At 68.6% G+C, this 22,201-nt stretch carries 23 protein-coding genes; 7 read left to right on the forward strand and 16 right to left on the reverse strand.

The genetic code is table 11. The features are described 5' to 3' along the window. Positions 1-103 precede the first annotated feature (103 nt). From IE066_RS05700 to ffh, 4 genes are all read right to left on the reverse strand, one after another. Positions 104-2,530 (reverse strand): NfrA family protein, encoded by a 2,427-nt coding sequence (locus tag IE066_RS05700; protein WP_189447638.1) that lies wholly within the window; start codon positions 2,528-2,530, stop codon positions 104-106. Then, positions 2,527-4,743 (reverse strand): glycosyl transferase family protein, encoded by a 2,217-nt coding sequence (locus tag IE066_RS05705; protein WP_189447640.1) that lies wholly within the window; start codon positions 4,741-4,743, stop codon positions 2,527-2,529. Before IE066_RS05705 ends, IE066_RS05700 begins: the two co-directional genes overlap by 4 nt. Next, positions 4,740-5,855, reverse strand: a complete 1,116-nt coding sequence (gene wecB / locus IE066_RS05710) for a non-hydrolyzing UDP-N-acetylglucosamine 2-epimerase (RefSeq protein ID WP_189447642.1) — start codon at positions 5,853-5,855, stop codon at positions 4,740-4,742. The genes IE066_RS05705 and wecB overlap by 4 nt, the downstream gene beginning before the upstream one ends. A 128-nt stretch (positions 5,856-5,983) precedes the next feature. Next, the gene (gene ffh / locus IE066_RS05715; RefSeq protein ID WP_189447644.1) at positions 5,984-7,351 is read right to left on the reverse strand and encodes a signal recognition particle protein; all 1,368 of its coding nucleotides are present in this window, start codon (positions 7,349-7,351) and stop codon (positions 5,984-5,986) included. A gap of 84 nt (positions 7,352-7,435) precedes the next feature. On the opposite strand from ffh, the gene IE066_RS05720 reads away from it, so the two are divergent. The 5 genes from IE066_RS05720 to IE066_RS05740 all read left to right on the forward strand — a co-directional run bounded on the left by IE066_RS05720 (position 7,436) and on the right by IE066_RS05740 (position 13,072). Then, a complete protein-coding gene (locus tag IE066_RS05720; RefSeq protein ID WP_229790676.1) occupies positions 7,436-8,227 on the forward strand; it encodes a cytochrome C assembly family protein in 792 nt (263 codons plus the stop codon). A 91-nt stretch (positions 8,228-8,318) separates the two neighbouring features. After that, a complete protein-coding gene (locus IE066_RS05725; protein WP_189447645.1) occupies positions 8,319-8,768 on the forward strand; it encodes a MarR family winged helix-turn-helix transcriptional regulator in 450 nt (149 codons plus the stop codon). Position 8,769: 1 nt separating this feature from the next. After that, positions 8,770-10,245, forward strand: a complete 1,476-nt coding sequence (locus IE066_RS05730) for an efflux transporter outer membrane subunit (protein ID WP_189447647.1) — start codon at positions 8,770-8,772, stop codon at positions 10,243-10,245. Then, positions 10,242-11,426 carry an HlyD/EmrA/EmrK family protein gene (locus IE066_RS05735; protein WP_189447649.1) on the forward strand — a complete coding sequence of 395 codons (1,185 nt, stop codon included), beginning with the start codon at positions 10,242-10,244 and terminating at the stop codon, positions 11,424-11,426. The genes IE066_RS05730 and IE066_RS05735 overlap by 4 nt, the downstream gene beginning before the upstream one ends. Positions 11,427-11,524: 98 nt before the next feature. Then, positions 11,525-13,072: a DHA2 family efflux MFS transporter permease subunit gene (locus IE066_RS05740; protein WP_189447651.1), complete on the forward strand. Its 1,548-nt coding sequence runs from the start codon at positions 11,525-11,527 to the stop codon at positions 13,070-13,072. 141 nt (positions 13,073-13,213) lie between these two features. Here the strand turns inward: IE066_RS05740 and IE066_RS05745 are convergent, their stop codons facing one another. The 7 genes from IE066_RS05745 to IE066_RS05775 form a co-directional block, all read right to left on the reverse strand. Then, positions 13,214-14,335, reverse strand: coding sequence for a M23 family metallopeptidase (locus IE066_RS05745; protein ID WP_229790677.1), 1,122 nt, complete (start codon positions 14,333-14,335; stop codon positions 13,214-13,216). A gap of 60 nt (positions 14,336-14,395) precedes the next feature. Beyond that, a complete protein-coding gene (locus IE066_RS05750; RefSeq protein WP_189447653.1) occupies positions 14,396-14,980 on the reverse strand; it encodes a hypothetical protein in 585 nt (194 codons plus the stop codon). Positions 14,981-15,006: 26 nt separating this feature from the next. Further along, a complete protein-coding gene (locus IE066_RS05755) occupies positions 15,007-15,318 on the reverse strand; it encodes an antibiotic biosynthesis monooxygenase family protein (protein WP_189447655.1) in 312 nt (103 codons plus the stop codon). 100 nt (positions 15,319-15,418) lie between these two features. Further along, positions 15,419-15,598, reverse strand: coding sequence for a hypothetical protein (locus tag IE066_RS05760; protein ID WP_229790678.1), 180 nt, complete (start codon positions 15,596-15,598; stop codon positions 15,419-15,421). 258 nt (positions 15,599-15,856) lie between these two features. Next, the gene (locus tag IE066_RS05765) at positions 15,857-16,357 is read right to left on the reverse strand and encodes a GNAT family N-acetyltransferase (protein WP_189447657.1); all 501 of its coding nucleotides are present in this window, start codon (positions 16,355-16,357) and stop codon (positions 15,857-15,859) included. A gap of 140 nt (positions 16,358-16,497) precedes the next feature. Next, a complete protein-coding gene (arr, locus tag IE066_RS05770; RefSeq protein ID WP_189447659.1) occupies positions 16,498-16,929 on the reverse strand; it encodes an NAD(+)--rifampin ADP-ribosyltransferase in 432 nt (143 codons plus the stop codon). 278 nt (positions 16,930-17,207) lie between these two features. Further along, complete coding sequence (locus tag IE066_RS05775; protein ID WP_189447661.1) at positions 17,208-17,522, reverse strand: hypothetical protein; 315 nt, start codon at positions 17,520-17,522, stop codon at positions 17,208-17,210. A gap of 239 nt (positions 17,523-17,761) precedes the next feature. Between IE066_RS05775 and IE066_RS05780 the strand changes: the two genes are divergently transcribed. Continuing rightward, positions 17,762-18,034 (forward strand): hypothetical protein, encoded by a 273-nt coding sequence (locus IE066_RS05780; protein WP_189447664.1) that lies wholly within the window; start codon positions 17,762-17,764, stop codon positions 18,032-18,034. Positions 18,035-18,307: 273 nt separating this feature from the next. Here IE066_RS05780 and IE066_RS05785 read toward each other — a convergent pair whose 3' ends face one another. The 5 genes from IE066_RS05785 to radA form a co-directional block, all read right to left on the reverse strand. Continuing rightward, the gene (locus IE066_RS05785) at positions 18,308-18,778 is read right to left on the reverse strand and encodes an energy transducer TonB (protein ID WP_189447666.1); all 471 of its coding nucleotides are present in this window, start codon (positions 18,776-18,778) and stop codon (positions 18,308-18,310) included. Positions 18,779-18,897: 119 nt separating this feature from the next. Next, a complete protein-coding gene (locus tag IE066_RS05790) occupies positions 18,898-19,188 on the reverse strand; it encodes an antibiotic biosynthesis monooxygenase (protein WP_229790679.1) in 291 nt (96 codons plus the stop codon). Between the two features lie 200 nt (positions 19,189-19,388). Continuing rightward, entirely contained in the window at positions 19,389-19,748 is a 360-nt protein-coding gene (locus IE066_RS05795; protein ID WP_229790680.1) for a putative quinol monooxygenase, read from the reverse strand. A 109-nt stretch (positions 19,749-19,857) separates the two neighbouring features. Further along, a complete protein-coding gene (locus IE066_RS05800; protein WP_189447670.1) occupies positions 19,858-20,271 on the reverse strand; it encodes an MAPEG family protein in 414 nt (137 codons plus the stop codon). Positions 20,272-20,367: 96 nt separating this feature from the next. Continuing rightward, positions 20,368-21,777 carry a DNA repair protein RadA gene (gene radA, locus IE066_RS05805; RefSeq protein ID WP_189447672.1) on the reverse strand — a complete coding sequence of 470 codons (1,410 nt, stop codon included), beginning with the start codon at positions 21,775-21,777 and terminating at the stop codon, positions 20,368-20,370. A 199-nt stretch (positions 21,778-21,976) separates the two neighbouring features. Here radA and IE066_RS05810 point away from each other — a divergent pair, with 199 nt between their 5' ends. Next, positions 21,977-22,186, forward strand: a complete 210-nt coding sequence (locus IE066_RS05810) for a hypothetical protein (RefSeq protein WP_189447674.1) — start codon at positions 21,977-21,979, stop codon at positions 22,184-22,186. The last annotated feature ends 15 nt before the right edge of the window (positions 22,187-22,201 follow it).

Genomic DNA, 22,201 nt, shown 5'->3' on the forward strand with positions numbered 1-22,201 from the left:
TCGTGTTGCCCAGCTGCCGGAATGGCAGGGTAAGCCGGCGATTTTAACGGGAATTTCGCCGGCGGGGAACCCGGCGGGTCGGACGGGTCCCTCGCAGCCGCCGCTACCAGTAGTTCCCGACCGTCAGCAGCACTGCCGTCCGCTCCGGAAGATAGGTCTCCAGCGCCTGCTGGACTTCCAGCCCGGCGACCCACCTGTGCGGCCATGCATCGTACGCACTCCCGCCGTACCAGCGATTCCAGCGGACGCCTGCGCCAACCCGCAGGTCATCGTCGAAATGGCCGCCCTGCCAGCGGCCGTTCCATTGGATACGCGCGAAGGGCTCGACCGTGGCCCCCTGCCCCAACTTGAAATGCCTGCCGGCCTGGTAGTCGGCCGTCGCCGCGCTGTCGCCCGATTCCAGATAGTGGGCCGCGTCCAAATAGACGGTGTGCGACCACCAACCGGCCGTCGCGGCGTGCCAATCCCGCCCGATGGCGGGATGCGAGAGCGGCGCGGCGCTCACGCGCACGAGGGTGTCGTCGCGACGGATGTCGCGCGCGTCCAGCGCGAGCTGGCGCTCCACCGCGACATACACGATGCGATCCGCGAACGGTTTCCATCGAAGGCCGACACCGAACGTCGGCAGGTCGTCCGGCAGGATTCCACCCGACTGCGCGCCGGCGAACACGCGTCCGTAGACGGCCAGCGCATCACCGTCGGGCCGCCCGATCCGCTGGCCCAGCCAACGCTCGGCCTGGACCTGCGCGTAACTGCGGTAGCTGGCGCCGGGCACGTTCGCGTTGGCCGTGCCCGCGGTGTCGCCCAGTGTCGCGTCGGCAACCAAGCTCCAGGTGCGCCCGAGCTGTTCGTGCAGTCGTCGCAAGCGGAAGCGACGATCCGGGTCGGCCTCGACGGGCAACGCGTCCAACGCGGCACGCGCTGCGCGCTGCGCCCGTGAGTGCCGTGCGAGCCGCTGCTCCAGCTCGGCGACGTCCTCCGCGACCGTGGGGTCGTCCGGATGAGCTGCGCGGTACGCGTCGAGCTGCTCGACGGCCTCGGCTCGCCGGGCCGCGGCGGCGTAGGCATAGCCGAGTGAAGCGGCGTGCGAGAGGTCATCCGGCGCGAGCGCCCGCGCTCGCTCGAGGCTGTGCACGGCGCCGGCGAGATCGCCATCGGCCCGTTGAAGCTCGGCGAGGCGCGCGAGGTAGCGCGCATCTTCCCGGATCGCCAGTGCACGCTCGATCGCGGCGCGTTCCTGCGGACCGCCCTGCGCGAGGGAGCGGGAGCGCAGCCACCAATAAGCGTCCTCGGGCGCCGGGTGCCGCCGCGCGATTTCGTCGAGCCACGGCACGGCAGCGGCAGGAATGCCGGCGTCCACTGCGCTCTGTGCGGCAGCGACCAGATCCCCGGTCTCCAGCCCGGCCGGCGAGATGCGTTTCCATGCGGACACCGCGCCCGCCGGGTCGCCCGACGCATAGAGCGCGTTCGCGAGCCGCACCGAGGCCCGGTCGCCACCACCCCGCTCCACCGCCATGCGCAGTGCCGGGATCGAAGCCGTGCCGCCCTGGCAGTCGGCGAGCGCAAGCCAAGCGTCCGCAGGCGCTACCGGCGCCGCCGAAAGCGTGGCCGCGGCGGCGTGGCACTCGCCGGAACTGGCCAGCACGGCGACCTGCGCGGGGATCGCGCTCGGATCGACCGGCCGCGCCAGCCGGTCGAGCAATCCCGGCTTCACCAGGCTGCGATCCGCCCGGACCAGGGTCGCCATGCGCGTCGCGAGAACGTCCGAGCCCGCGACGGGAAACGGCCAACCGTGCGCCAACAGGCTGAGCGCGGCCGCCGGCCGATTCGCGAGCACCAGTCGATACGTCAGGCGATCGAGCAGTGCCGCATCGGCGGGCGCACCGTCGAGCAATTGCCGCGCACGGCCCATCGCCTGCTCCAACCGACCGCGCTCGAGGTCAATCGCGAAGCGCGCCTCGGGGAAGGCGCGCGCTGGGACGTCGACCAGGAGCGCTTCCGCCCGTGCCACGTCGCCTGTCGCCAGTGCCGACAGCAGCGCCTGATCAAGCCGTGCGGTCCCCTCGCGATCGAGCGCGCCGCGACGGGGTGTCGATCCCGCGGATGCGGCTGGCGTCACGCTCGGCTGGCCCGCGATCACGGGAGCCCGGGTCGCGGCCGGTGATCTTCTCGCCGGCGCGGATGCCGCTACCGGTCGACCGGCAAGTCTCGCGTCCCCGGGTGTATGGCGACGCTGTTCCGCTAGCAGACGGTCGGCCTGTTCGGCGCGGCCGCCGCGCCGGTACGCATCGGCGAGGTAAAGCGCGACCGTCGCACTGCGTGGCGCGTAACGGCGTGCGCGCTCGAACGCGGCGACGGCGGCGGCCGCATCGCCGCGCCGCTGCGCGTCGAATCCACGCTGCAGGTGCGGATAGGCCATGAATCGCTGGTAATCGCTGACGCCGGGACCGAGATCGATCGGCTCCGCCGCCCGCAGACCCGAAGGCAACGCGAGAACCAGCGCGGCCAGCAGCATGATCGGGCGCCTCATGCGGCACCGCCTTCGATGAGCGGGGCCGGATCGGCCGCGCGTTCCAGCACGGCACGCAGCGTCGGTTGCAGGTGCTCCTGCAGCGCGAGCGCACGATGCAGGACGTCCGCGCTGATGACGCGGTTGTCAACGAGGAATTCGCCGAGCTGTACCGAACCGCCGAACCGCAGCATCAGCGCACGGAACGCCGTCGGCTGCACGTGGCCCAGCGACATCAGCAGTTCACCGAGCGAGACCTGCATCGACACGTATCGTCGCCACAGTGAATCGACGGTCCGCGCCGCCGCACCCGTGCTGTCGGCCCATTCATGCAGCTCCGACCTGGGATCCGCGCCGCCTGCAAGCAGATGGCGCGTGTTGACCACCACCTGCCCGCGATGCGCGATCACATAGCGCACCGGTCGGCGCAGGCGACGCGCCAGTGCCGCCAGCGACACCGGATCGATACCGGATTCGCTCGCGAGAACCAGGGTCGTGCCCTCTTCCCGCAGCGGCAGCACGCCGTAGCGCAGCAACAGATCATGGGGCACCGTCGAGAGCAGGGCCTGCGTCGGTGCGTAGGGCTCGATGTCCTCCGCCGGCACTTCGTTCTGCTCGGCAACCGCGGCCGCGAGCTGCGCAGCGGAGACGAGCCCGTCGTGCACCAGCCGGCTGCCCAGGCGCAGGCCCGGTACTGGCTCGGCGAGTGCGCGGTCGAGGCTCTCGCGCGACAACGCGCCCTGCTCGACGAGGATCTCGCCAAGCGGGCGTCGCGTGCGCTGCACGCCATCCACGCTCGGAAAATCGTGCGTGGTCTTGTCCCAGGCGACGCGCCGCGGATCGCCCTGCTGGACGATCTGCCGGATCGCGCGGCAGTTGGCGAGGAAATTGATCAGCGCGCCCCAGGCGAGGCGCGGTATCGCGAGCAATGCCTGCGTCGGCCCGTAGTAGCCCGCCACGAAGAACAGACGCTGGAAGATGCGGTTGCACATCAGCACGAAATTGATGGCGAGCACCGCGCGGAACCACGGATCCTGCTCGAAGATCGACAGGAAACGCGGCGCAGCCGGCCACAGCTGCTGGACGAGCCACAACAGCGCCATCTGGCCGAAGATCAGCACCGCGGCGAAGCTGACGAAGTTGGCGATGCCGCCGCGCCGGTCGCGCCACAGGAAATAATTGACGATCGCGCTCGTGGACCAGCGATGCGTGCGGTAACCCTGGTAGACGATGCCGATGATCCAGCGCGCCTTCTGGCGCACGGCCGCGCCCAACGTGTCCGGGAAGTACTCGCGCACGCAGACCACGCTGGCCTGGATGCGGCTGCGCGCGAAGCGACGTCGGCCCGATTCGCCGTCCCATACGGGATAGCGCACGAAGATCTCGAGCATCCCGCGCGCCTTCAGGCGGAACCCGATGTCGTAGTCCTCGGTGAGGCTCCTCACGTCGAACGCGATGCCGTCGCCGTCTTCCAGCAGCGCGAGCATCGCGCGGCGGCTGAAACAGGTACCGACGCCCGCACTCGGCACCTGCCCCGCGAGCGCTTCGCGAACGACCAGGTCCTTGCCATGCAGTTCCGTGAATTCGTCGAGGTAATGCATGCTGGTGAAGTGATTCCAGCGCCGCTCGAACGGGTAGACGGGCACCTGGATCAGGTCCTTGCGCTCGACGAGGTAATTGAACAGCCGCAACTCCTGCGCGCTGATGACGTCCTCGGCATCGTGAAGCACGAAGCCCGCGAACTCCAGCTTCGCGTCGCGCTCGAACTGCAGGATCGCGTCGAGAATGTTGTTGAGGCAGTCGGCCTTGCTGGTCGGCCCGGGCCGGGCGCAGACCACCTTGTGCACGTTCGGAAAGCGACGGCAGACCGCCTCGACCTCGGCCTGTGTGTCCGAGTCGTTCGGATAGGTGCCGACGAAGATGTGGTAGTTCTCGTAGTCGAGCGTCGACGCGGCGAGTTCGGCCATCGGTCCGACGACGCCCGTCTCCTGCCACGCGGGCACCATGATGGCCAGCGGCTTCTCGGCAGACGTCTGCAGCAGGTCGAAGCCGGCACGCTCGTGGCGGCGATAGACGGTCAACGCGCGCCAGCCGCGGCGCAGCCAGTAGACGAGGTCGATGAACAGATCGTCGACGCCGCTCACGATGAGCAGCACCGCGGTGAGCATCGCGACGAACTTCAGGGCGTAGAGATAATTTCCGAGGATGTCGGTGAGAAGCGCGGCATCGATCATGCGGCGACCCCGACGGCCGCATCGGTGATGCCGAACGACGCTGCCAGGGTGTCGGCGATGCGTTCGCTGGCGAGTCCATCGCCGAACGGGTTACCCGCTCGGCGCATCGCCGCGTACGCGGTTTCCTCCTCCCACAATTCCTGCACCTGCGCGACGATCCGCGCACGATCGGTCCCCACCACCCGCGCGCAACCGGCCCCCACGGCCTCCGGGCGCTCGGTTTCCTCGCGAAGCACCAGCAGCGGCACGCCGTAGGTGGGCGCCTCTTCCTGCAGCCCACCCGAATCGCTGAGCACCAGCCATGCATCGATCAGGGCCTGCTGCATGCCCAGGTAATCCAGTGGCGCGACCAGCCGCACATTCGGCAGGCCGCCGAGGATCGCGTGCGCGGGCGCCTGGATCAGCGGGTTGAGGTGCACCGGAAACAGTACATCGACGTCCGGATAGCACATCGCGATGTCGGCGATGGCGCCGAACACCTGCGCCACCTCGTCGCCCCAGTTTTCGCGACGATGCATGGTGACGAGGATGTGGCCGCGACCGCCCACGCGGCGGCGCAGTCCGCGCTCCTCGATCAGCCACTTCTGGGCGTCGACCACCGTATTGCCCGTCACCTGCACGCAGTCCGCGGGCACGGCCTCGCGCAGCAACATGTCGCGCGCACGGGCCGTCGGCGCGAACTGATGGCGCGCGATGCGGCTGATCATCTGCCGCAGGCCTTCTTCGGGAAACGGCCGATCGAGGTTATGCGTGCGCAGGCCGGCCTCGACGTGCGACACCGGCACGCGGTGATAGAAGCCCGCCAAAGCGCCGAGGAACGTGCTCTCGGTGTCGCCCTGCACGATCACTCCCGACCAGGGCCGGGCCGACATCACGTCCGACAGCCACTCGCGGCAACGCGCGCCGAACCGGGCGAGCGTGGCGCCATCGCGTTCGAAGACGTAGTCGGGGCTGATCCCGAATCCGTCGAGGATGGGCGTCGCCATGGCGTCGTGCTGGCCCGTGTGCAGCCATGCCGGGCGCGCCCACGGGCGCCGCTTCAGCGCATGATAGACGGGTGCGAGCTTGATGATCTCGGGACGCGTGCCCGAGACCAGAAGAATGTCGTGCATGCCGCGCTCCCCTAAGCGCGAGGCCCACGCCCGAGTGGGGCGTGGAGCCTCTTCACACAATGCTGACGCGCATTATGCAGGACGGCGGCGAGCCGCAGCCCGTGGGGGACGCCGTCCTCGCCCAGGGCTCAGCGGAACGGCATCCCGCCGCGGCCGCCCATCATGCCCTTCATGCCGCGCATGAGCCCCTTCATGCCGCCGCCGGCCAGCTTGGACATCATCTTTTCCATCTGCTGGTACTGCTTCATCAGCTTGTTGACGTCCGAAGGCTGAAGGCCCGCCCCCTTGGCGATGCGCGCGCGCCGCGAGCCGTTGAGCAGCGCCGGGTTGCGGCGCTCCTTCTTCGTCATCGAGTTGATGATCGCGATCATCCGCGGCACTTCCTTGCCGGTGACCTGGTTCTTGACCTCGTCGGGCAGCTTGCCGATGCCCGGCAGCTTGTCCATGAGGCCGCTCAGGCCGCCCATGTTCTGCATCTGCTCGAGCTGGTCGCGCATGTCGTTGAGGTCGAATTTCTTGCCCTTGACGACCTTCTCGGCGAGCTTCTGCGCCTTGTCCTTGTCGACCTGCTGCTCGACCTGCTCGACCAGCGACAGCACGTCGCCCATGTCGAGGATGCGGCTGGCGATGCGGTCGGGGTGGAAGACGTCGAGGCCCTCCGGCTTCTCACCGGTGCCGATGAACTTGATCGGCTTGCCGGTGATGTAGCGCACCGACAGCGCAGCGCCGCCGCGGGCGTCGCCGTCGGTCTTGGTCAGCACCACGCCGGTGAGCGGCAGCGCCTCGGCGAACGCCTTGGCGGTGACCGCGGCGTCCTGGCCCGTCATCGAGTCGACGACGAACAGCGTCTCCACGGGGCTTACCGCGGCGTGCAGCGCCTTGATCTCCGCCATCATCGCCTCGTCGATGGCGAGGCGGCCTGCTGTGTCGACGAGCAGCACGTCGACGTACGACTTGCGCGCATCGTCGATCGCCGCGCGCACGATGGCTTCGGGCTTCTGCGATGCGTCGGAGGGGAAGAACGTCACGTCGACCTGCTGCGCCAGCTGGCGCAGCTGCTCGATCGCGGCCGGTCGGTAGACGTCGGCCGACACCACCATGACCTTCTTCTTGCGGCGCTCCTTCAGGTGCTTGGCGAGTTTGCCGACGGTGGTCGTCTTGCCCGCGCCCTGCAGGCCGGCCATCAGGATGACCGCCGGCGCCGGCACGTTGAGGTTGAGGTCCGCCGCCTGCGCGCCCATCACCGCGCTCATCTCGTCGCGCACGACCTTGATGAGCGACTGGCCGGGCGTCAGCGACTTCAGCACTTCCTGGCCGACTGCGCGCACCTTGATCCGCTCGATCAGCGCCTGCACCACCGGCAGCGCGACGTCCGCCTCCAGCAGCGCGATGCGCACCTCGCGCAGCGACTCGCGGATGTTCTCCTCGGTCAGGCGACCGCGGCCGCGCAGGCGCTCGATCGTGCCGGACAGGCGCTGGGAGAGGGACTCGAACATGGAGGCGACGCCGGAAAAAAACGGTCGCGAAGTATAGCGGTCGAGCGCCTGCGGCCTGCCGTACGGCTGTGCGACACTGGCTAGATGACACTCGTTCTCGTTTCCGTCGCCCTCTATCTCGTCTCGACCGGTCTGCTGGCCGCCGCGCTGCGACGCGACCCGTCCGCACCCTCGGACGGCTGGCGCATCCCGGCGACGCTCGCCATGGCGCTGCATGCCGCGGCGCACATCGCCGCGTGGAAGGAGGTCGACGGGCCGGACCTGCACTTCTTCGCGGCGCTCTCGCTGGTCAGCCTGGGCATGGCCGGGATGACCACGGCGGTCGCGCGGCGCGAGCGGGTGTCGGCGCTGGCCATCATCGCGCTGCCGCTGGCTGGCGCGCTGCTGGTCGCCTACCGCGCCTCTGGCCATGCGCCCTCGATGGCGCTGGACTGGCAGCAGCAGCTGCACGCCACCCTCGCCCTGCTCGCCTACGCCACCCTCGCGGTCGCGGCGCTGCTCGCCGTCGCGCTCGCGATCCAGGAGCGCGCGATGCGCCGCCGCGAGTTCCACGGCTGGCTGAAGGCGCTGCCGCCGCTGGTGCAACTGGAATCGCTGCTTTTCCGCACCATCGCCGTCGGTTTCGGCCTGCTCACCGCCACGCTGCTGACCGGCGTGCTGTTCGTCGAGAACCTGTTCGCCCAGCACCTCGTGCACAAGACCGTGCTGAGCATCCTGTCCTGGCTCGCGTTCGGCGCCCTGCTCTACGGCCGTCGGCGCCACGGCTGGCGTGGCGCCAAGGCGGTGCGCTGGACGCTCGCCGCTATGGGCCTGCTGGTGCTCGCCTATTTCGGCAGCAAGGGCGTCCTCGAGCTCGTACTGCACCGTCCTGTCTGAATCGTTCCGTGGCTGCAACAGTGGATAACTAGCTGCAGCGGCAATAGTTGCATTGACAACTATTGCGCGCGCATCTAAAGTGCGCGCCGCCATGACGAATACCCCACTCAATAACGGCTCGTCGCTGGGCCTGCTGTTCCGCCAGGTCCGGGACGCAATGTGGGCCCGCGTCGAACGCGAGCTCGCCGCCGCCGGCCACGACCTCACCTTCAGCCAGTACCTGACGCTCAAGACGCTCGGGCACGGGCGCGCCGGCGTGACCGAACTCGCCCGCGCCGCGCAGCTGCACCCGGGCGCAATGACCCGCCTGCTCGACAAGCTCGAGACGCAGGGGCTCGTGGTCCGCGTGGTCGATCCGCAGGACCGGCGCGCCGTGCACGTCGACCTGACGCCCGCCGGCCGCGCGCTCTGGAGCAACGTCTGCGACTGCGGCCGCCGCGTGCACGAGCGCGCGCTCAACGGTCTCGACGACACCGAACGCGCGCACCTCATCGAGCTGCTGGGCCGCGTCCGCGACAACCTCTCTTCCGATGCCGACTGACATGACCCCACGACCCGTCGCGCCGGCCGCCCGGCGCCTGACCCCGCTGTTCCTCGCGCTGGCGCTCGCCGGCTGCGCCAGCACGCATGGCCTCGATACGCAGGTACGCCCCACCGATGCCGACAGCCTCGCGGCATCCGCCACGCTGTCGTCGGCGGGGCGCGTGTCCGCGCTCTCGCGCGACTGGTGGACCGCGTTCGGCGATCCGCAGCTCGACGCGCTGGTGCAGGAAGCTCTCGCCGGCCAGCCCAGCCTCGCCGCCGCCGATGCGCGCGTGCGCCAGGCCGTCGCGCAGGCGGGCCTCGCCGATGCGGCGCGCAAGCCCACCGTCGGCGTCACCGCGCAGTACTCGGGCATCCTGATCCCCGACAGCGTCGCGCCGGAGCCGCTGGGTGGCGAGTACTCGGGCATCGTCCTGCTCGGTCTCAACATCAAGTACAGCCCGGATTTCTGGGGCGGCCAGCGCGCGCGCTACGAGGCCGCGATCGGCCAGGTCCGCGCGGCGGAGGTCGAAGCGCAGGCCGCGCGCCTGACGCTCGCCTCGAACATCGTCCGCGCCTACGTCGGCCTCGCGCAGGCGCATGACGCGCTCGACGTCGCCAGCGCCGAGAAGGCGCGCTCGCAGCGCCTTCTCGGCCTGGGCCGCCAGCGCGTCAAGGCCGGCATCGACAACCAGATGTCGGTGCGCAACGCCGAGTCGCTGGTCGGTGCCGCCGACCAGCAGGCCGCCGCCGCGCAGCAGCAGATCGACGCCGCAAAGCACGCGATTGCCGCGCTGCTGGGCGAAGGCCCGGACCGCGCCGACACCATCGCGAGGCCGAAGCTGCTGACGGCGCCCGAGCCCGGCCTGCCGTCGGTGATTCCGAGCGAGCTGCTTGGCCACCGTCCCGACGTGGTCGCCTCGCGCTGGCGCGCCGAGGCCGCCAGCCGCGGCATCGCGGCGGCCAAGGCCGAGTTCTATCCGACCGTGAATCTGTCCGCGCTGGTCGGCATCGCTGCGGGCGGGCTGGACAAGCTGTTCTCAAGCGACGCGCTGGTCGCGCAGGGCGGGCCGGCGATCTCGCTGCCGATCTTCGACGGCGGCCGCCTGCGCAACAACCTCGCGCGCACCAATGCCGACTACGACCTCGCCGTCGCCGCCTACAACGGCAACCTGGTGACCGGGCTGCGTGAAGTGGCCGACGCCCTCGACGCCGCGCGCGGGCTCGACCGCCAGATCGCCGCCGTGCGCCGCGCACGCGAAGCCGCGCAGTCGGCGTTCTCGCTCGCCAACACGCGCTACAAGGCCGGCCTGTCGACGCAGCTCGACGTGCTCGCCGCGCAGCGCCCGCTGCTGCAACTCGACCAGCAGATCGCCGCGCTGCGCGCGCAGCGCCTGCTGGCCGTCGTCGACCTCGACCAGGCCCTCGGTGGCGGTCTCGAACTGACCGCGCCGACCTCCGACTCCACTTCCGAATCCGCGACCGCCGCCCGATGAGCACGTCCAACGAAACGACCGTTTCCAACACCCCCGCGAAGCCGAGCAAGCGCCGTCGCGCGCTGACCATCCTCGGCGCCGTCGTCATCATCGGCGGCGGCGCCTGGTTCGCCTGGCACATGCTCGTCGGCCGCTGGCACCAGGACACCGACGACGCCTACGTGCAGGGCAACATCGTGACGATCACGCCGCAGACGGTCGGCACCGTGACCGCCATCGGCGCCGACGACGGCATGCGCGTCGAGGCCGGCCAGGTGCTGGTGCAGCTGGACGCGACGGATGCGCAGGTCGCCTACGACCAGGCCATCGCCAACCTCGCGAATACGGTCCGCCAGGTGCGTGGCCTGTACAGCTCGGTGAGCGCGTCCGAGGCCGAGATCCGCGCGCGCGAAGTCGCGATCGGCAAGCTGCGCGCCGACGTCGCGCGCCGCAGCGGCCTCGTCGCCACTGGCGCGGTGTCGGCGGAAGAACTCGCCCATGCGCGCGACGACCTCGCCGCCGCCGAGGCCGCGCTGGCCACGTCGCGCGGCAACCTGTCGCGCAACCGTGCGCTGGTCGACGCCACCACCGTGCAGAGCCAGCCGCAGGTGCAGGCCGCCGCCGCGCAGGTGCGCCAGGCCTTTCTGGCGCTGCAGCGTGGCGGCATCGTCGCGCCGGTCTCGGGCTACGTCGCCAAGCGCACCGTGCAGCTGGGCCAGCGCGTGCAGCCGGGCCAGGCGTTGATGACGGTGATCCCGCTCGAGCAGGTCTGGGTGGAGGCGAACTTCAAGGAAACGCAGCTCGCCAAAATGCACATCGGCCAGCCGGTCGAACTCAAGGCCGACCTCTACGGCGACGACGTGAACTACAAGGGCCGCATCGCCAGCCTCGGCCTCGGTACCGGCAGCGCGTTCTCGCTGCTGCCCGCGCAGAACGCCAGCGGCAACTGGATCAAGATCGTGCAGCGCGTGCCGGTGCGCATCGAGATCGACCGCGCGCAGCTCGTCAAGCATCCGCTGCGCATCGGCCTGTCGATGAGCGCGGACGTCGACCTGCACGACCAGTCCGGCCCGGTGCTCGCCGGCAGCCTGCCGCAGCAGAAGCCGCTGTTCACCACGTCGGCCTACGAGCGGCAGATGCACGCCGCGCAGGAGCGCATCGACGCGGTGATCCGCGACAACCTCTCGGGCCGCCGCAGCTGATCCAACGCATGCGCCGGCGCCTCGCGTACGCGTCGCGCCGGTAAGCGCCCCGCTTCCCGGTGGCCCGCTCGGGCCGCCGACCTGATCTCGAAGGCTCCATGGCTGCTGCCCCCGCCCCCGCCAACGGCTTCCGTCCGCCCAACCTCGCCCTGACGACGGTCGGCCTCGCGCTCGCCTCGTTCATGCAGGTGCTCGACACCACGATCGCGAACGTCTCGCTGCCGACCATCGCCGGCAACCTGGGCGCGAGCTCCAACCAGGCGACGTGGGTCATCACCTCGTTCGCCGTCAGCAACGCGATCGCGCTGCCGCTCACCGGTTACCTGACGCGCCGCTTCGGCGAGCTGCGCCTTTTCACCTGGGCCACGCTCGCGTTCGTCGTCGCCTCGCTGCTCTGCGGCCTCGCCAACTCGATGGGCTTCCTCGTCGTGGCGCGCGCGCTGCAGGGCTTCGTCTGCGGCCCGATGTACCCGGTCACACAGGCGCTGCTGCTGTCGATCTATCCACCACAGAAACGCGGGCAGGCCATCGCGCTATTGGCGATGGTGACCGTCGTCGCGCCCATCGCGGGTCCGATCCTCGGCGGCTGGATCACCGACAACTACAGCTGGGAATGGATCTTCTTCATCAACGTGCCCATCGGCGTGTTCTCCAGCTTCGTCGTCGGGCGACAGCTGAAGGGCCGGCCGGAGCGGCTCGAGAAGCCGAAGATGGACTACATCGGCCTGGCCACGCTGGTGCTCGGCGTGGGCGCGCTGCAGACCATGCTCGACCTCGGCAACGACGAGGACTGGTTCAACTCCACCACTATCGTGATCCTCGCGATCATCTCGGCGATCTCGCTCGCGGTGTTCATCATCTGGGAGCTCACCGAGAAGGACCCGATCGTCAACCTGCGCCTGTTCCGCCACCGCAACTTCAGCGCCGGCACGCTGGCGATGGTGATGGCGTACGCGGCGTTCTTCAGCGTCGGCCTGCTGGTGCCGCTGTGGCTGCAGCGCAACCTCGGCTACACGGCCATCTGGGCGGGTTTCGCGAGCGCACCCATCGGCATCCTGCCGGTGATCCTCACGCCGTTCGTGGGCAAGTACGCCCAGCGCTTCGATCTGCGCATCCTCGCCACGTTCGCGTTCGTGGTGATGGCGGGCACCAGCTTCATCCGCTCGGGCTTCAACCTCGACGTAGACTTCCAGCGCGTGGCGATGGTGCAGCTCTGGCAGGGCCTCGGCGTCGCGCTGTTCTTCATGCCGGTGCTGACGATCCTGCTGTCGGACCTGGAACCGCACGAGATCGCCGCGGGCTCGGGCCTCGCCACCTTCGTGCGAACGCTGGGCGGCAGCTTCGCCGCCTCGCTCACCACTTGGGCCTGGAACCAGCGCAGCACCGTGCACCACGCGCAGCTCACCGAGCACATCAGCGCCTACGACCCCACCATCCGCCAGACCGCTGAGCAACTGGGCCAGGGCGACCTGCAACGCGGCGCGGTGATGCTCAACCAGATGATCTCGCAGCAGGCCGTGCAGATCGGCTTCAACGAGATCTTCCACGTGCTGGGCATCATCTTCCTGATCGTCATCGCCTTCGTCTGGTTCGCGAAGCCACCGTTCGCGGCGAAGATGGGGCCAGCGGCGGCGGGCGGGCACTGACGCCTGCACACGTATACGAAGAAGCCGGCGAAAGCCGGCTTCTTCGTTGGACGACCGCGCCGGAGAAGGCGGTCGTCAGCCCCGGATCTCGCCGCGCACACGCGAACCGGCCGCGACGTGTCGCGTTACGGCCTTCGCCGTTCAACGTGCTCCGGCGGGGCGAATACGCTGCCCCTTGATGGGCTCGTCTCGCGTGACGGGTTCACCGTCGGCGATGTAATCGTGGAACTGCGCGGGCAGCGCTGCAGCAACGCCGAAGGCCGCGCCATTCTGCAGCTGGTAGTGCAGATGCGCTTCCGAAGAGTTGCCGCTGTTGCCGCATTCGCCAATGCGTTGCCCGCCGCGGACGGCATCGCCCGACTTGACCCGCGTGGAACCGCGGCGCAGATGCGCGAGCACCGAGTATTCGTCCTGGCCATGGTCGATGACGACGCGGTTGCCGGTGACCTGCTTCGGGTTCATCTGTCCCGGCACGTTGTCCTCGACGCCGTCGATCACCTCGACCACCTTGCCCGCCGCCGGTGCCAGGATCGGCCTGCCGAAGCAGTAGTAGTCCTCGTTGCGGGTGCCTTCGCTCGAATGCGAACGCCCGTCGCGCATCACCAGCAGGTCGAGCGCGAAGCGCTGGTGCGCATGTGCGGCGTGATAGTTCTGCTCGACGGTACGTCCGCCCCAGAACACGTGGAACTCGTCTTCGAAGGGCAAGCGAAGATTCGTGCGGGTCCGGTAATCGAGGAATGCACTCGGGGCCGCCACGGGCGGCGCGGCCTGCTCGGGGCGGATGGCGAAGCCCTGCACCCGGCTATCCGCGTCGATCAACCATTGCACCAGCACCACCACCGGCACCTTCTCGAAGCGTGCGCGGCGGCGGTAGGCGCTCATGCCCTGCATGGGCTCGACCGACTCGTCGATCACTTCCTTTTCGGCGCCCAGGTCCCGCTCGACCTGCTCGCGAAAGGCAGCGAGGCCGTCTCGCGATTTCATGGCGGACTGCATCTGCGCGCTCATTCGCCCCCATACCTCGTCGATGCGCCCGGCATAGAACGCGGCCGTGAGCTCGGCCGCCTGCTGCCGCGCGTCGGAAGCCCAGGCGATGGCGGGGAGGGCCAGCGCTACCAGAAGAAAGATCGATGCGATGCGGCGAACCATGTCGAACCTCTGATGGTGGATGCGGGCGGCGAACTCGCGCCGTGCCCGACGTCGGCCGTGAGCGCCAGGCACGGCGTTACGTGCGCTGATGATGCTTGCGAGCCGCGCGGGCACGCGCTGATCGTCGGTCGCAACCGAAACGTGCCTCGACCGCTGTCCCGGTCGACGACCCCTTCAGTGCGCGTGTGCCGATGACGCATGTCCGCCTGCGTGGTACCCGCGCAGATGCATGTAACGCACCACCTGTTCCGGCGACAGAAATCGGCGCTGCTCCACGTGTGCGAGCAGATGCACGGCGCGAAGCTCCGCCTGCAGCTGCCCGACCTGCGCGACGGACGACGTTAGGCCCGCCTCGGTCACCGTGCCATCCCGGAAGTCGCGTTCGAGCGCCGCCTCCGCGGCGACGACCCGGGCGCCCAGCGCTTTCGCCTGTTCCTGCATGCGCGAATGCAGGGCGCGCGTGGCAACGGCCTGCGCCTCGGACAGGCCAAGCTCGGAGGCCAGTTCGAGTACGTGCGCGGGGCCGGGAAAGCCGTTGAGCTCGGCGGCCTTCGCATAGCCCAAGCCCTTGCCGGCGAGCAGCCCTTCGATCTCGGTCGGCGGGAGTGCCTTGATCTCCCGCGCCTGCTCACCGACGTACGGCGATGCGGGCTCCGCAGCGCCGGCAACCGGCGCGAGCGCAAGCGAAGACAGCGCGGCAAGGAGAAGCTTCATCGGGCGGTGCCTCGTTTGATGGTCGATACAAGTACGGCCGCGCATGCCGAAGCGGCATGGCCGGGCGGACGTCAGGCGGCGCCCAGGACCGCCGCTACGGTGTAGTGCTGTACGAAGGGCTCGAACGCCAGCAGGTACCCGTCGTCTTCCGGGAAGTAACGCGCGGTCAGCACGTCGTCGCCCGCGAATGCGCGGATGCTGTCCTCGGACTCCCAGTAGGTGACCGTCATGAAGTGCGTCACCTCGGCCTCGTCGCGGCGGAGAACCTGCGCGCTGATGTTGCCGGGTACTGCCCGGTAGCCCGAGAGTGCCGGCTCCAGCAGGTCCGCGTAGGCATCGGCTTTCGAGCGCGGCGTGATGCCATGCCACATCCGGCAGATCATGCAAGGCCTCCTTCTCGGCCAGAGCCGCAGTATGTCGCGCTGTGCGGCGTCGGCGCCTTCGTCGAGACGACAGGCATGACGTCGCCGGCGCCCGTGCGTTTCAAGGCTGCGGCCGAAACCCCGGCAGGAGGACGATGAGTAGCGTGGCCAGGGGGCCGAGCAGCATCGATGCCAGCCACCAACCGCCGCCGTGCCGGCCCTTGCACTGAGCCAGGCCCGCATTGATGAGCGAGAGCGTGCCCCAGCCCACGAAGAATTCCCTGCTGCTCGAGAGATCCACGATCCTGCTCCGTCGATTCCAGCGCCAAGCTTATGCCGAGTACCGCCGCGCGCGTGGCTGCCCGGATGACTTCCCGCGGCGGCCGTGCCCCTCGACCCCGACCCGCTTCAGGTCGAGCCTGCCCGCGCGTCGCCACTGGCGCTCAGATGGCCCAGTTAGAGGTGGGAGGTCGAGGTCGTGCCGACCCAGGCAGGAGCGCGCCGCTTCGGCGGGCCATGCCGTCGACCGCGCCGACCGCTCGATCGGGTTCCCGGCTTCTTAGATGCGGAACGACCAGACGACGACCATCTCGCCATCGTGATCGGCGCGTAGCTCGCCCTTCGAGAAGCCCAGCCGCGACACGACCTTCGACGACGCGGCGTTATCCGGAACGATATGCGCCACGACCTCCGTGACCTGCCCGCTGGCCGTCGCGAGTTCCAGCATTCGCTCGACCGCACGCGTCGCTACGCCTCGCCCGCGTTGGCTCGCAGCGACTCCGTACCCAATCTCCACCCTGCCCCCTGCGGGCGCAGTCCTGAACCTGCAGCTGCCAAGCACGGTATTGCCCGACACCATCAGGAAGGGCACGCACCATTCGGCGGGCGTGCCGCTGTCGAACGCCGCAAGCGCATCGACGGCGACGCGCGCGGGCGGCAGCGCATCCTCGACTGCACGGAGGCCCGTTAGCTCGACCCGCTCCGAAGCCGCCAAGCGCCGGAGATTCGGCAGGTCGATAAGTCTCAGTTCCAACTGGTCCGACTGTGCAACGTGCGACATGGCTTTCCCCTGCGCTCAAACACCGAGTGGAGCGGCACCGCGAAGCGGAGTCGGCTCCACGGATACCCGAAACCTCGACCAGGACCTCGACGTCGAACCTTGCCATACGTTTTGCCGAGCCCCGCCCCGCCGGTCCTCGCCTAATTGATGATCTCGCCCGAGCCCGATTCCACGAACCGTCTCAGGTTCTCGATGAATTCCGGCTCGCAGGACTCCCAGCTTTCGAGTTCGCCGACGATCTTCAGGGGCTCCCGGCTTCGGTAGGACCGCGTCGGATTACCCGGAAACCTCTTGTTGGTGACGTTCGGGTCGTCCTCGAAATCCCCGGTCGGAACCACCACATAGACGCGGGGTCGTCCTTCCCCCTGCGCGATTTCCGCGGCCAGGCCGGCGCCCTTCGGGATCGTCGTGAAATAGATGTGATTCATCACGACGTCCTGCCGATAGTTGGATCTGAATCCGGCGACCAGCAAGTCACCGATCGAGAGATCCGCCCGCGTGCCGTGGAAGAACGGGCCCGCGACTGTATGGCAGTTCTCGGGCGTAACCGGAGTCCACTCGTCATGCGTCATTGGAAGCACCTCGCATCGCGTGCCGTGTCGGCAAGGCGCGACTCTAGTGTTCGCGCCCGGCGTTGCCGCAAGCCCCTAGCGCTGATATAAATTCATTGTGGGAGGCGCAGAGCGCCTCCCGTTTTTTTGCGGGGTCGAGTCGGCCAGATCAACCAACGCATGGATTGGCCGCGTCGTGACGCGGCATCCTTGGACCCGTTACTTCGGGAGCGTCGGCTCCGACATTCCGTTTCCGGCGTCAGCCGCGCGCTCGAAAACGCGACCCGTCCCTGGCCCTCTCAGCGCCCTGCAGCGCAATCGGTACGAGCGCGACGCGCGAGTTGCAGAAGCTTGCAGCCCACGACGGCCAAGCCCGCACCCAGGAGGAACGCGATCGCCGTGTGACCCCAGTACCAGGGGTCAGGCGTGCAGTGAAGAACCCCCGGGCCATGGCGCCCGCGCATCGTGCGGATGCAGCCCGAGACAAGCGCCTTGAGACCCAGGAAGAACTCGGCGGCCGAGAACACGAAGAACAGCCAGGCGCCCCCGCGGGCGGTGGCCGGGTCGGCGAGAAAGTTCGAGGCGCGAGCTGCTGGCTTCAAGGGCATCGACATTCGGGTTGCGCCAGCCTGCATACAGGCTCTCCGAGAGCGTCAATGCGAACGGCGGAGGTGGCGCCCTTCCAGCGGGAGAGGGGCGGAACCTCGACTCTGTCCGCTGCTTCCTGTTGCTGCAATACCTGCCCGCAGACGCGGTAACCGTTCAACGACGGACGTCGGGCCAGGCTGTCTCCGCGAGCCGCCATGCGAGCCACGCATCCCGCCGCGATCCGCGCCTAGCCAGGGAACGATCGATGAAACGATATCTGCGTCCCCTCACCGGTTTTATGGCCTCTTCATTGATTGGCGCGCTTCTCGTGCTGCCCTCTATCGCGCAGGCGCGATGCCCGTCCATCGGCGACAAGGGGCTGTCGGGTGACTGCTCGCCGCGCAGCACCCAGTGCTACAAGAGCTGGGTGGTCGACCACCGCGTTCTCAACGGGGTCCCGCACTACAAGCTTCTGGTTTATCGACGTTATGCCGCGGGCTCGTGGGCGTTCGTAAGCGAGACCTGGTATCCCTGCTGACGATGGTGTGGTCGGCGCGGAGAATTCGACTCTGGCTCGTCCCGCTGACGCGGAAACTTTCAAGGTGATGAAGAGCGGAAACCCGACGCTGCCCACTGCTTCTGTAAGCGGGCTGGTGCCCTGACGCTACGCCCTGCGCGGGGAAGCTTCCAGGGGAGCTGCAAAGCTCCCCTTCGCTAGCGGGCTTATTTCCACCAATGACGCGCCCGATTGCTCGTTCGCACGACGTCCGCAAGGGAAAACTCGGCTGCGACCCCTGCTCTCGCCTCTTGGTCAGTAGGGCAGCCCGAACGGGAACACCTGCAGTACGGGCCCATACGCCACGGGCTTTCCATCCAGGATTGCGGGCGTGGACTCCCAGGCCTTGACGGCGTCGCTCGCCGCAATGCCGAAGGCCTCGGCGGTTGCCGAATGGACCACGACGTTCACCGGCCGCCCTTCGACATCGATGTCGAACCGAACTGCAGCGCGGCCCTCGATCCCCGCGCGTAGCTCGCTCGCGGGATACGAAGGCGCCCTGCCCTCACGCAGAGAAGGCGGCACGTCGCAGCGAATGTTCCGGCAAAGGTCACCGGCACGTCCGCCCGCCAATGCCCGGTTGTAGGCGTCCGCAGGCACATGCTGCGCTGATGGCGCTTCGATGCGGGCTGACGGGTCCGCCACGACCCCTGCTGCACGCGCCATTCCAATCAAGGCGAATACGACGCCCCCTAGGAGCACGGAAGTCTCATTACGACGGGTCACTTCACGGCTCCTGGGCACTCGGGCTGTCTATCCGTCAACGATTCGCCGATCGAAACTCGACGCCGACCCATGTTTCGATGAGGCGCGAGGCTCGATGCTTACCCGGGCATTCGTGCCCCTCACGTGGCACGCATTTCAGCCGCCACCGTGTAGTGCTGGACGAACGGCTCGAACTCCAACAGGAACTCCTCGTCTTCCGGGAAGTACCTGGCGGTCAGAACGTCGTCACCGGTAAAGGCCCGGACGCATTCTTCGGACTCCCAATAGGTGACGGTCATGAAGTGCGTCACCTCGGCCTCGTCGCGACGCAGGATATAGGCGCTGAGGTTGCCCGGTACCGCGCGGTATCCGGAGAGCGCTCTTTGCTCAAGCAACGCCGCATAGGCGTCCGCCTTGGCGCGCGGGGTCATGCCATGCCACATCCGGCAAATCATGGAGATCTCCTGTCCCGCGAAACTCCGAGTCGCATCGTGCAGAAGAGCTACCTCGGAGCCGGACCCGACTCTGCCGGCAGTCTGCAGTGCGGTGGCGGAAGAGCGTCGTCACCGCCATCAACGCATAACACCCGAATTAAGCCGCGCCACGACGCGGCGTCGGCTTGCACGAATTGCTAGGCAGCGCCGCCAGCACCAGCCAGACCCTGCCCACCGACCGGGACCGTTTCAAAGCGCTCGCCAAAGCCCGTGATGTAGGGCCGAGCCTGCGATATGGCCTGCTGGACGGCCGGCAGCTTTAGGGACGCCTGGTGGCTCTCCTCGGAGTCCCAGACCTCAGTTACCCAGATGGCATTTGGGTCCGACGGATCATGGGCCACCACGTAGCTCAGGCAGCCCGGCATGGAACCGGTGCCCAGGAGCAGCGCCTTGACCACCGCCTCGCGTTGCCCTGGCATGACGGTGATCTTTCCGATTAGTCCGTACATGAGTCCTCCCTGGGGCTCGGCCGCGTCGAGCGGAAGTATGCCGGCCATGACCGCCGATACTGTGGCCAAGACGAACTCGCGGCGACCGTGATCTCTCATGAGCTGCCCAACACCCGAATTAAGCCGCGCCGCGAAGTGGCGTCGGCCTGACAAATTGTTAGGCCACTGGGCCTGATACCGCCCGGGCGACCACCAGAACCCAGAGGCCGAGGACCGCCAGGAAGTTCAGGGTGAACACGATACCCCTGAGCCGAACGTTGCGCGTGCCGATCTGCACTGCACTGTGCAGGATGCGGCCGCCGACGAACACCCAAGCCAAGCCGATCGCCGCACGCCCGGGTTCGCCCTGCAAGCACAAGATGATGCAGGCGGCATAGAACACGACGGGCCATTCGAATTGGTTTGAAAGGTTCGCGCTAACGCGCGGCTCGACGCCAGCGAACGGGTTGGAGCCATCACTGCCGCGACCTATGCCCCAAATGGCCGGCGCACGCGCGACAGTGAGAAGCACATAAAGCAGCGCGGCTAGAGCCACGTGAGCTGCCATGGGAAGAATCAGCGACGGCGACATGCCTTCATCCAGTGGCCCAACACCAGCAATCTAGAGAAAATGCGGCACATGCACGATGGCGGCCGCATTTATGCGTGGTATCACCGACCACTTGCACTACGCATGCTCCAACGCATCCGCCAGCCGCTCCACCGCGATCACCTCCATCCCCGCCACCTTCCCCGACTTCGGCGCGTTCGCCTTCGGCACGATCGCGCGCTTGAACCCGTGCGTCGCCGCTTCCTTCAGGCGCTCCTCGCCGTTCGGCACGGGGCGGATCTCGCCGGACAGGCCGACTTCGCCGAATGCGACGGTCATCTCGCCGAGCGGGCGGTCGCGTAGGGACGACAGCACGGCGAGCAGCAGCGGCAGGTCCACCGCGGTTTCCTGCACGCGGATGCCGCCGACGACATTGACGAACACGTCCTGGTCGCCCACCGCCACGCCGCCGTGGCGGTGCAGCACGGCCAGCAGCATGGCGAGGCGGTTGCCTTCCATGCCGACGGCGACGCGGCGCGGGTTGGACAGCGGCGAGGCATCGACCAGCGCCTGCACTTCCACCATCAGCGGGCGCGTACCTTCGCGCGTGACCATCACGCAGCTGCCGGGCTGCGCCTCGCGGCTGCCGGACAGGAAGATCGCGGACGGGTTCGGCACCTCGCGCAGGCCCTTGTCGGCCATCGCGAACACGCCGAGTTCGTTGACGGCGCCGAAGCGGTTCTTGAAGGCGCGCAGCACACGGAAGCGGCTGCCGGACTCGCCCTCGAAATACAGCACGGCGTCGACCATGTGCTCGAGCACGCGCGGGCCGGCGATCCCGCCCTCCTTGGTGACGTGGCCGACGAGGAACACGGCGGTACCGGTCTCCTTGGCGTAGCGCACGAGGCGCGCGGCGCTTTCGCGCACCTGGCTGACCGAGCCCGGCGCGGCGGTGAGGGTCTCGGTCCAGAGGGTCTGGATGGAGTCGGCGACGATCAGGCGCGGGCCCATCGGCGCGGCCTGTTCGAGGATGCGCTCGATGCAGGTCTCGGCCAGCGCGTGCACGCCTTCCAGCGGCAGTCCGAGGCGCACGGCGCGGCCGGCCACCTGCGCGAGCGATTCCTCGCCGGTGACGTACAGGCCCGGCAGGGTCTGCGACATGTGCGCGACGGCCTGCAGCAGCAGCGTGGACTTGCCGATGCCGGGGTCGCCGCCGACCAGCACCACCGAGCCGTGCACGAGGCCGCCGCCGAGGACGCGGTCGAACTCGCCGATGTGCGTCGTCTCGCGCGATTCCTCGGAAACGGTGACGTCCTTGAGCGCGGTGATGGCCGGCGGATCGACTTTGCCGGCCCAGCCGCTGCGGCGGCTCTGCGCGACGCCGGACTTCACCGGCGCGGCGGCGGCTTCGAGGGCGATCTCGCTCAGCGTGTTCCATTGGCCGCAGTCCACGCACTGGCCCTGCCACTTGCTGTGCTCGGAGCCGCAGTCGGAACAGACGTAGGCGGTGGCGCGGCGCGCGCCGGATTTCGCGGACTTCCCGATCATCGAACCCTCCGGTGTGGCCCGCAGGTTAAACGGGGGAGGTCGCAGCCGGTAAGACGTTTTTTTCGGGGACGGGGACGCCCCGCGGGCGCTGCCGGCACGCTGTCGCGCGGCTTCCCTGCGGTGCTGCGGCTTGCTGCCGCTGAAACCCGGCTCACGGCGCAGCGGCTACGGTCGCGGCGTCCCCCAACGGAGCAGCGTCATGAGCGACCGCGATCAGAACGACACCGGCAAGAACATGGGCCAGGGCCTGGCCGGGGTGAACGACGACCAGCGCCACGACCTGATGGACCGCGGCAGCGACCAGCGCACGCAGGACCAGCGAGACGTTAAGTCCTCCTCGCAGCGCACCGACGAATCCGGCAAGGCGAAGGACGACGTGAGCCGCGCGCCGGAATCCGGCACGCCCTGAGCGGATGACGACGGC

The sequence above is a fragment of the Cognatilysobacter xinjiangensis genome (assembly GCF_014651995.1).
GTDB lineage: Bacteria > Pseudomonadota > Gammaproteobacteria > Xanthomonadales > Xanthomonadaceae > Cognatilysobacter > Cognatilysobacter xinjiangensis.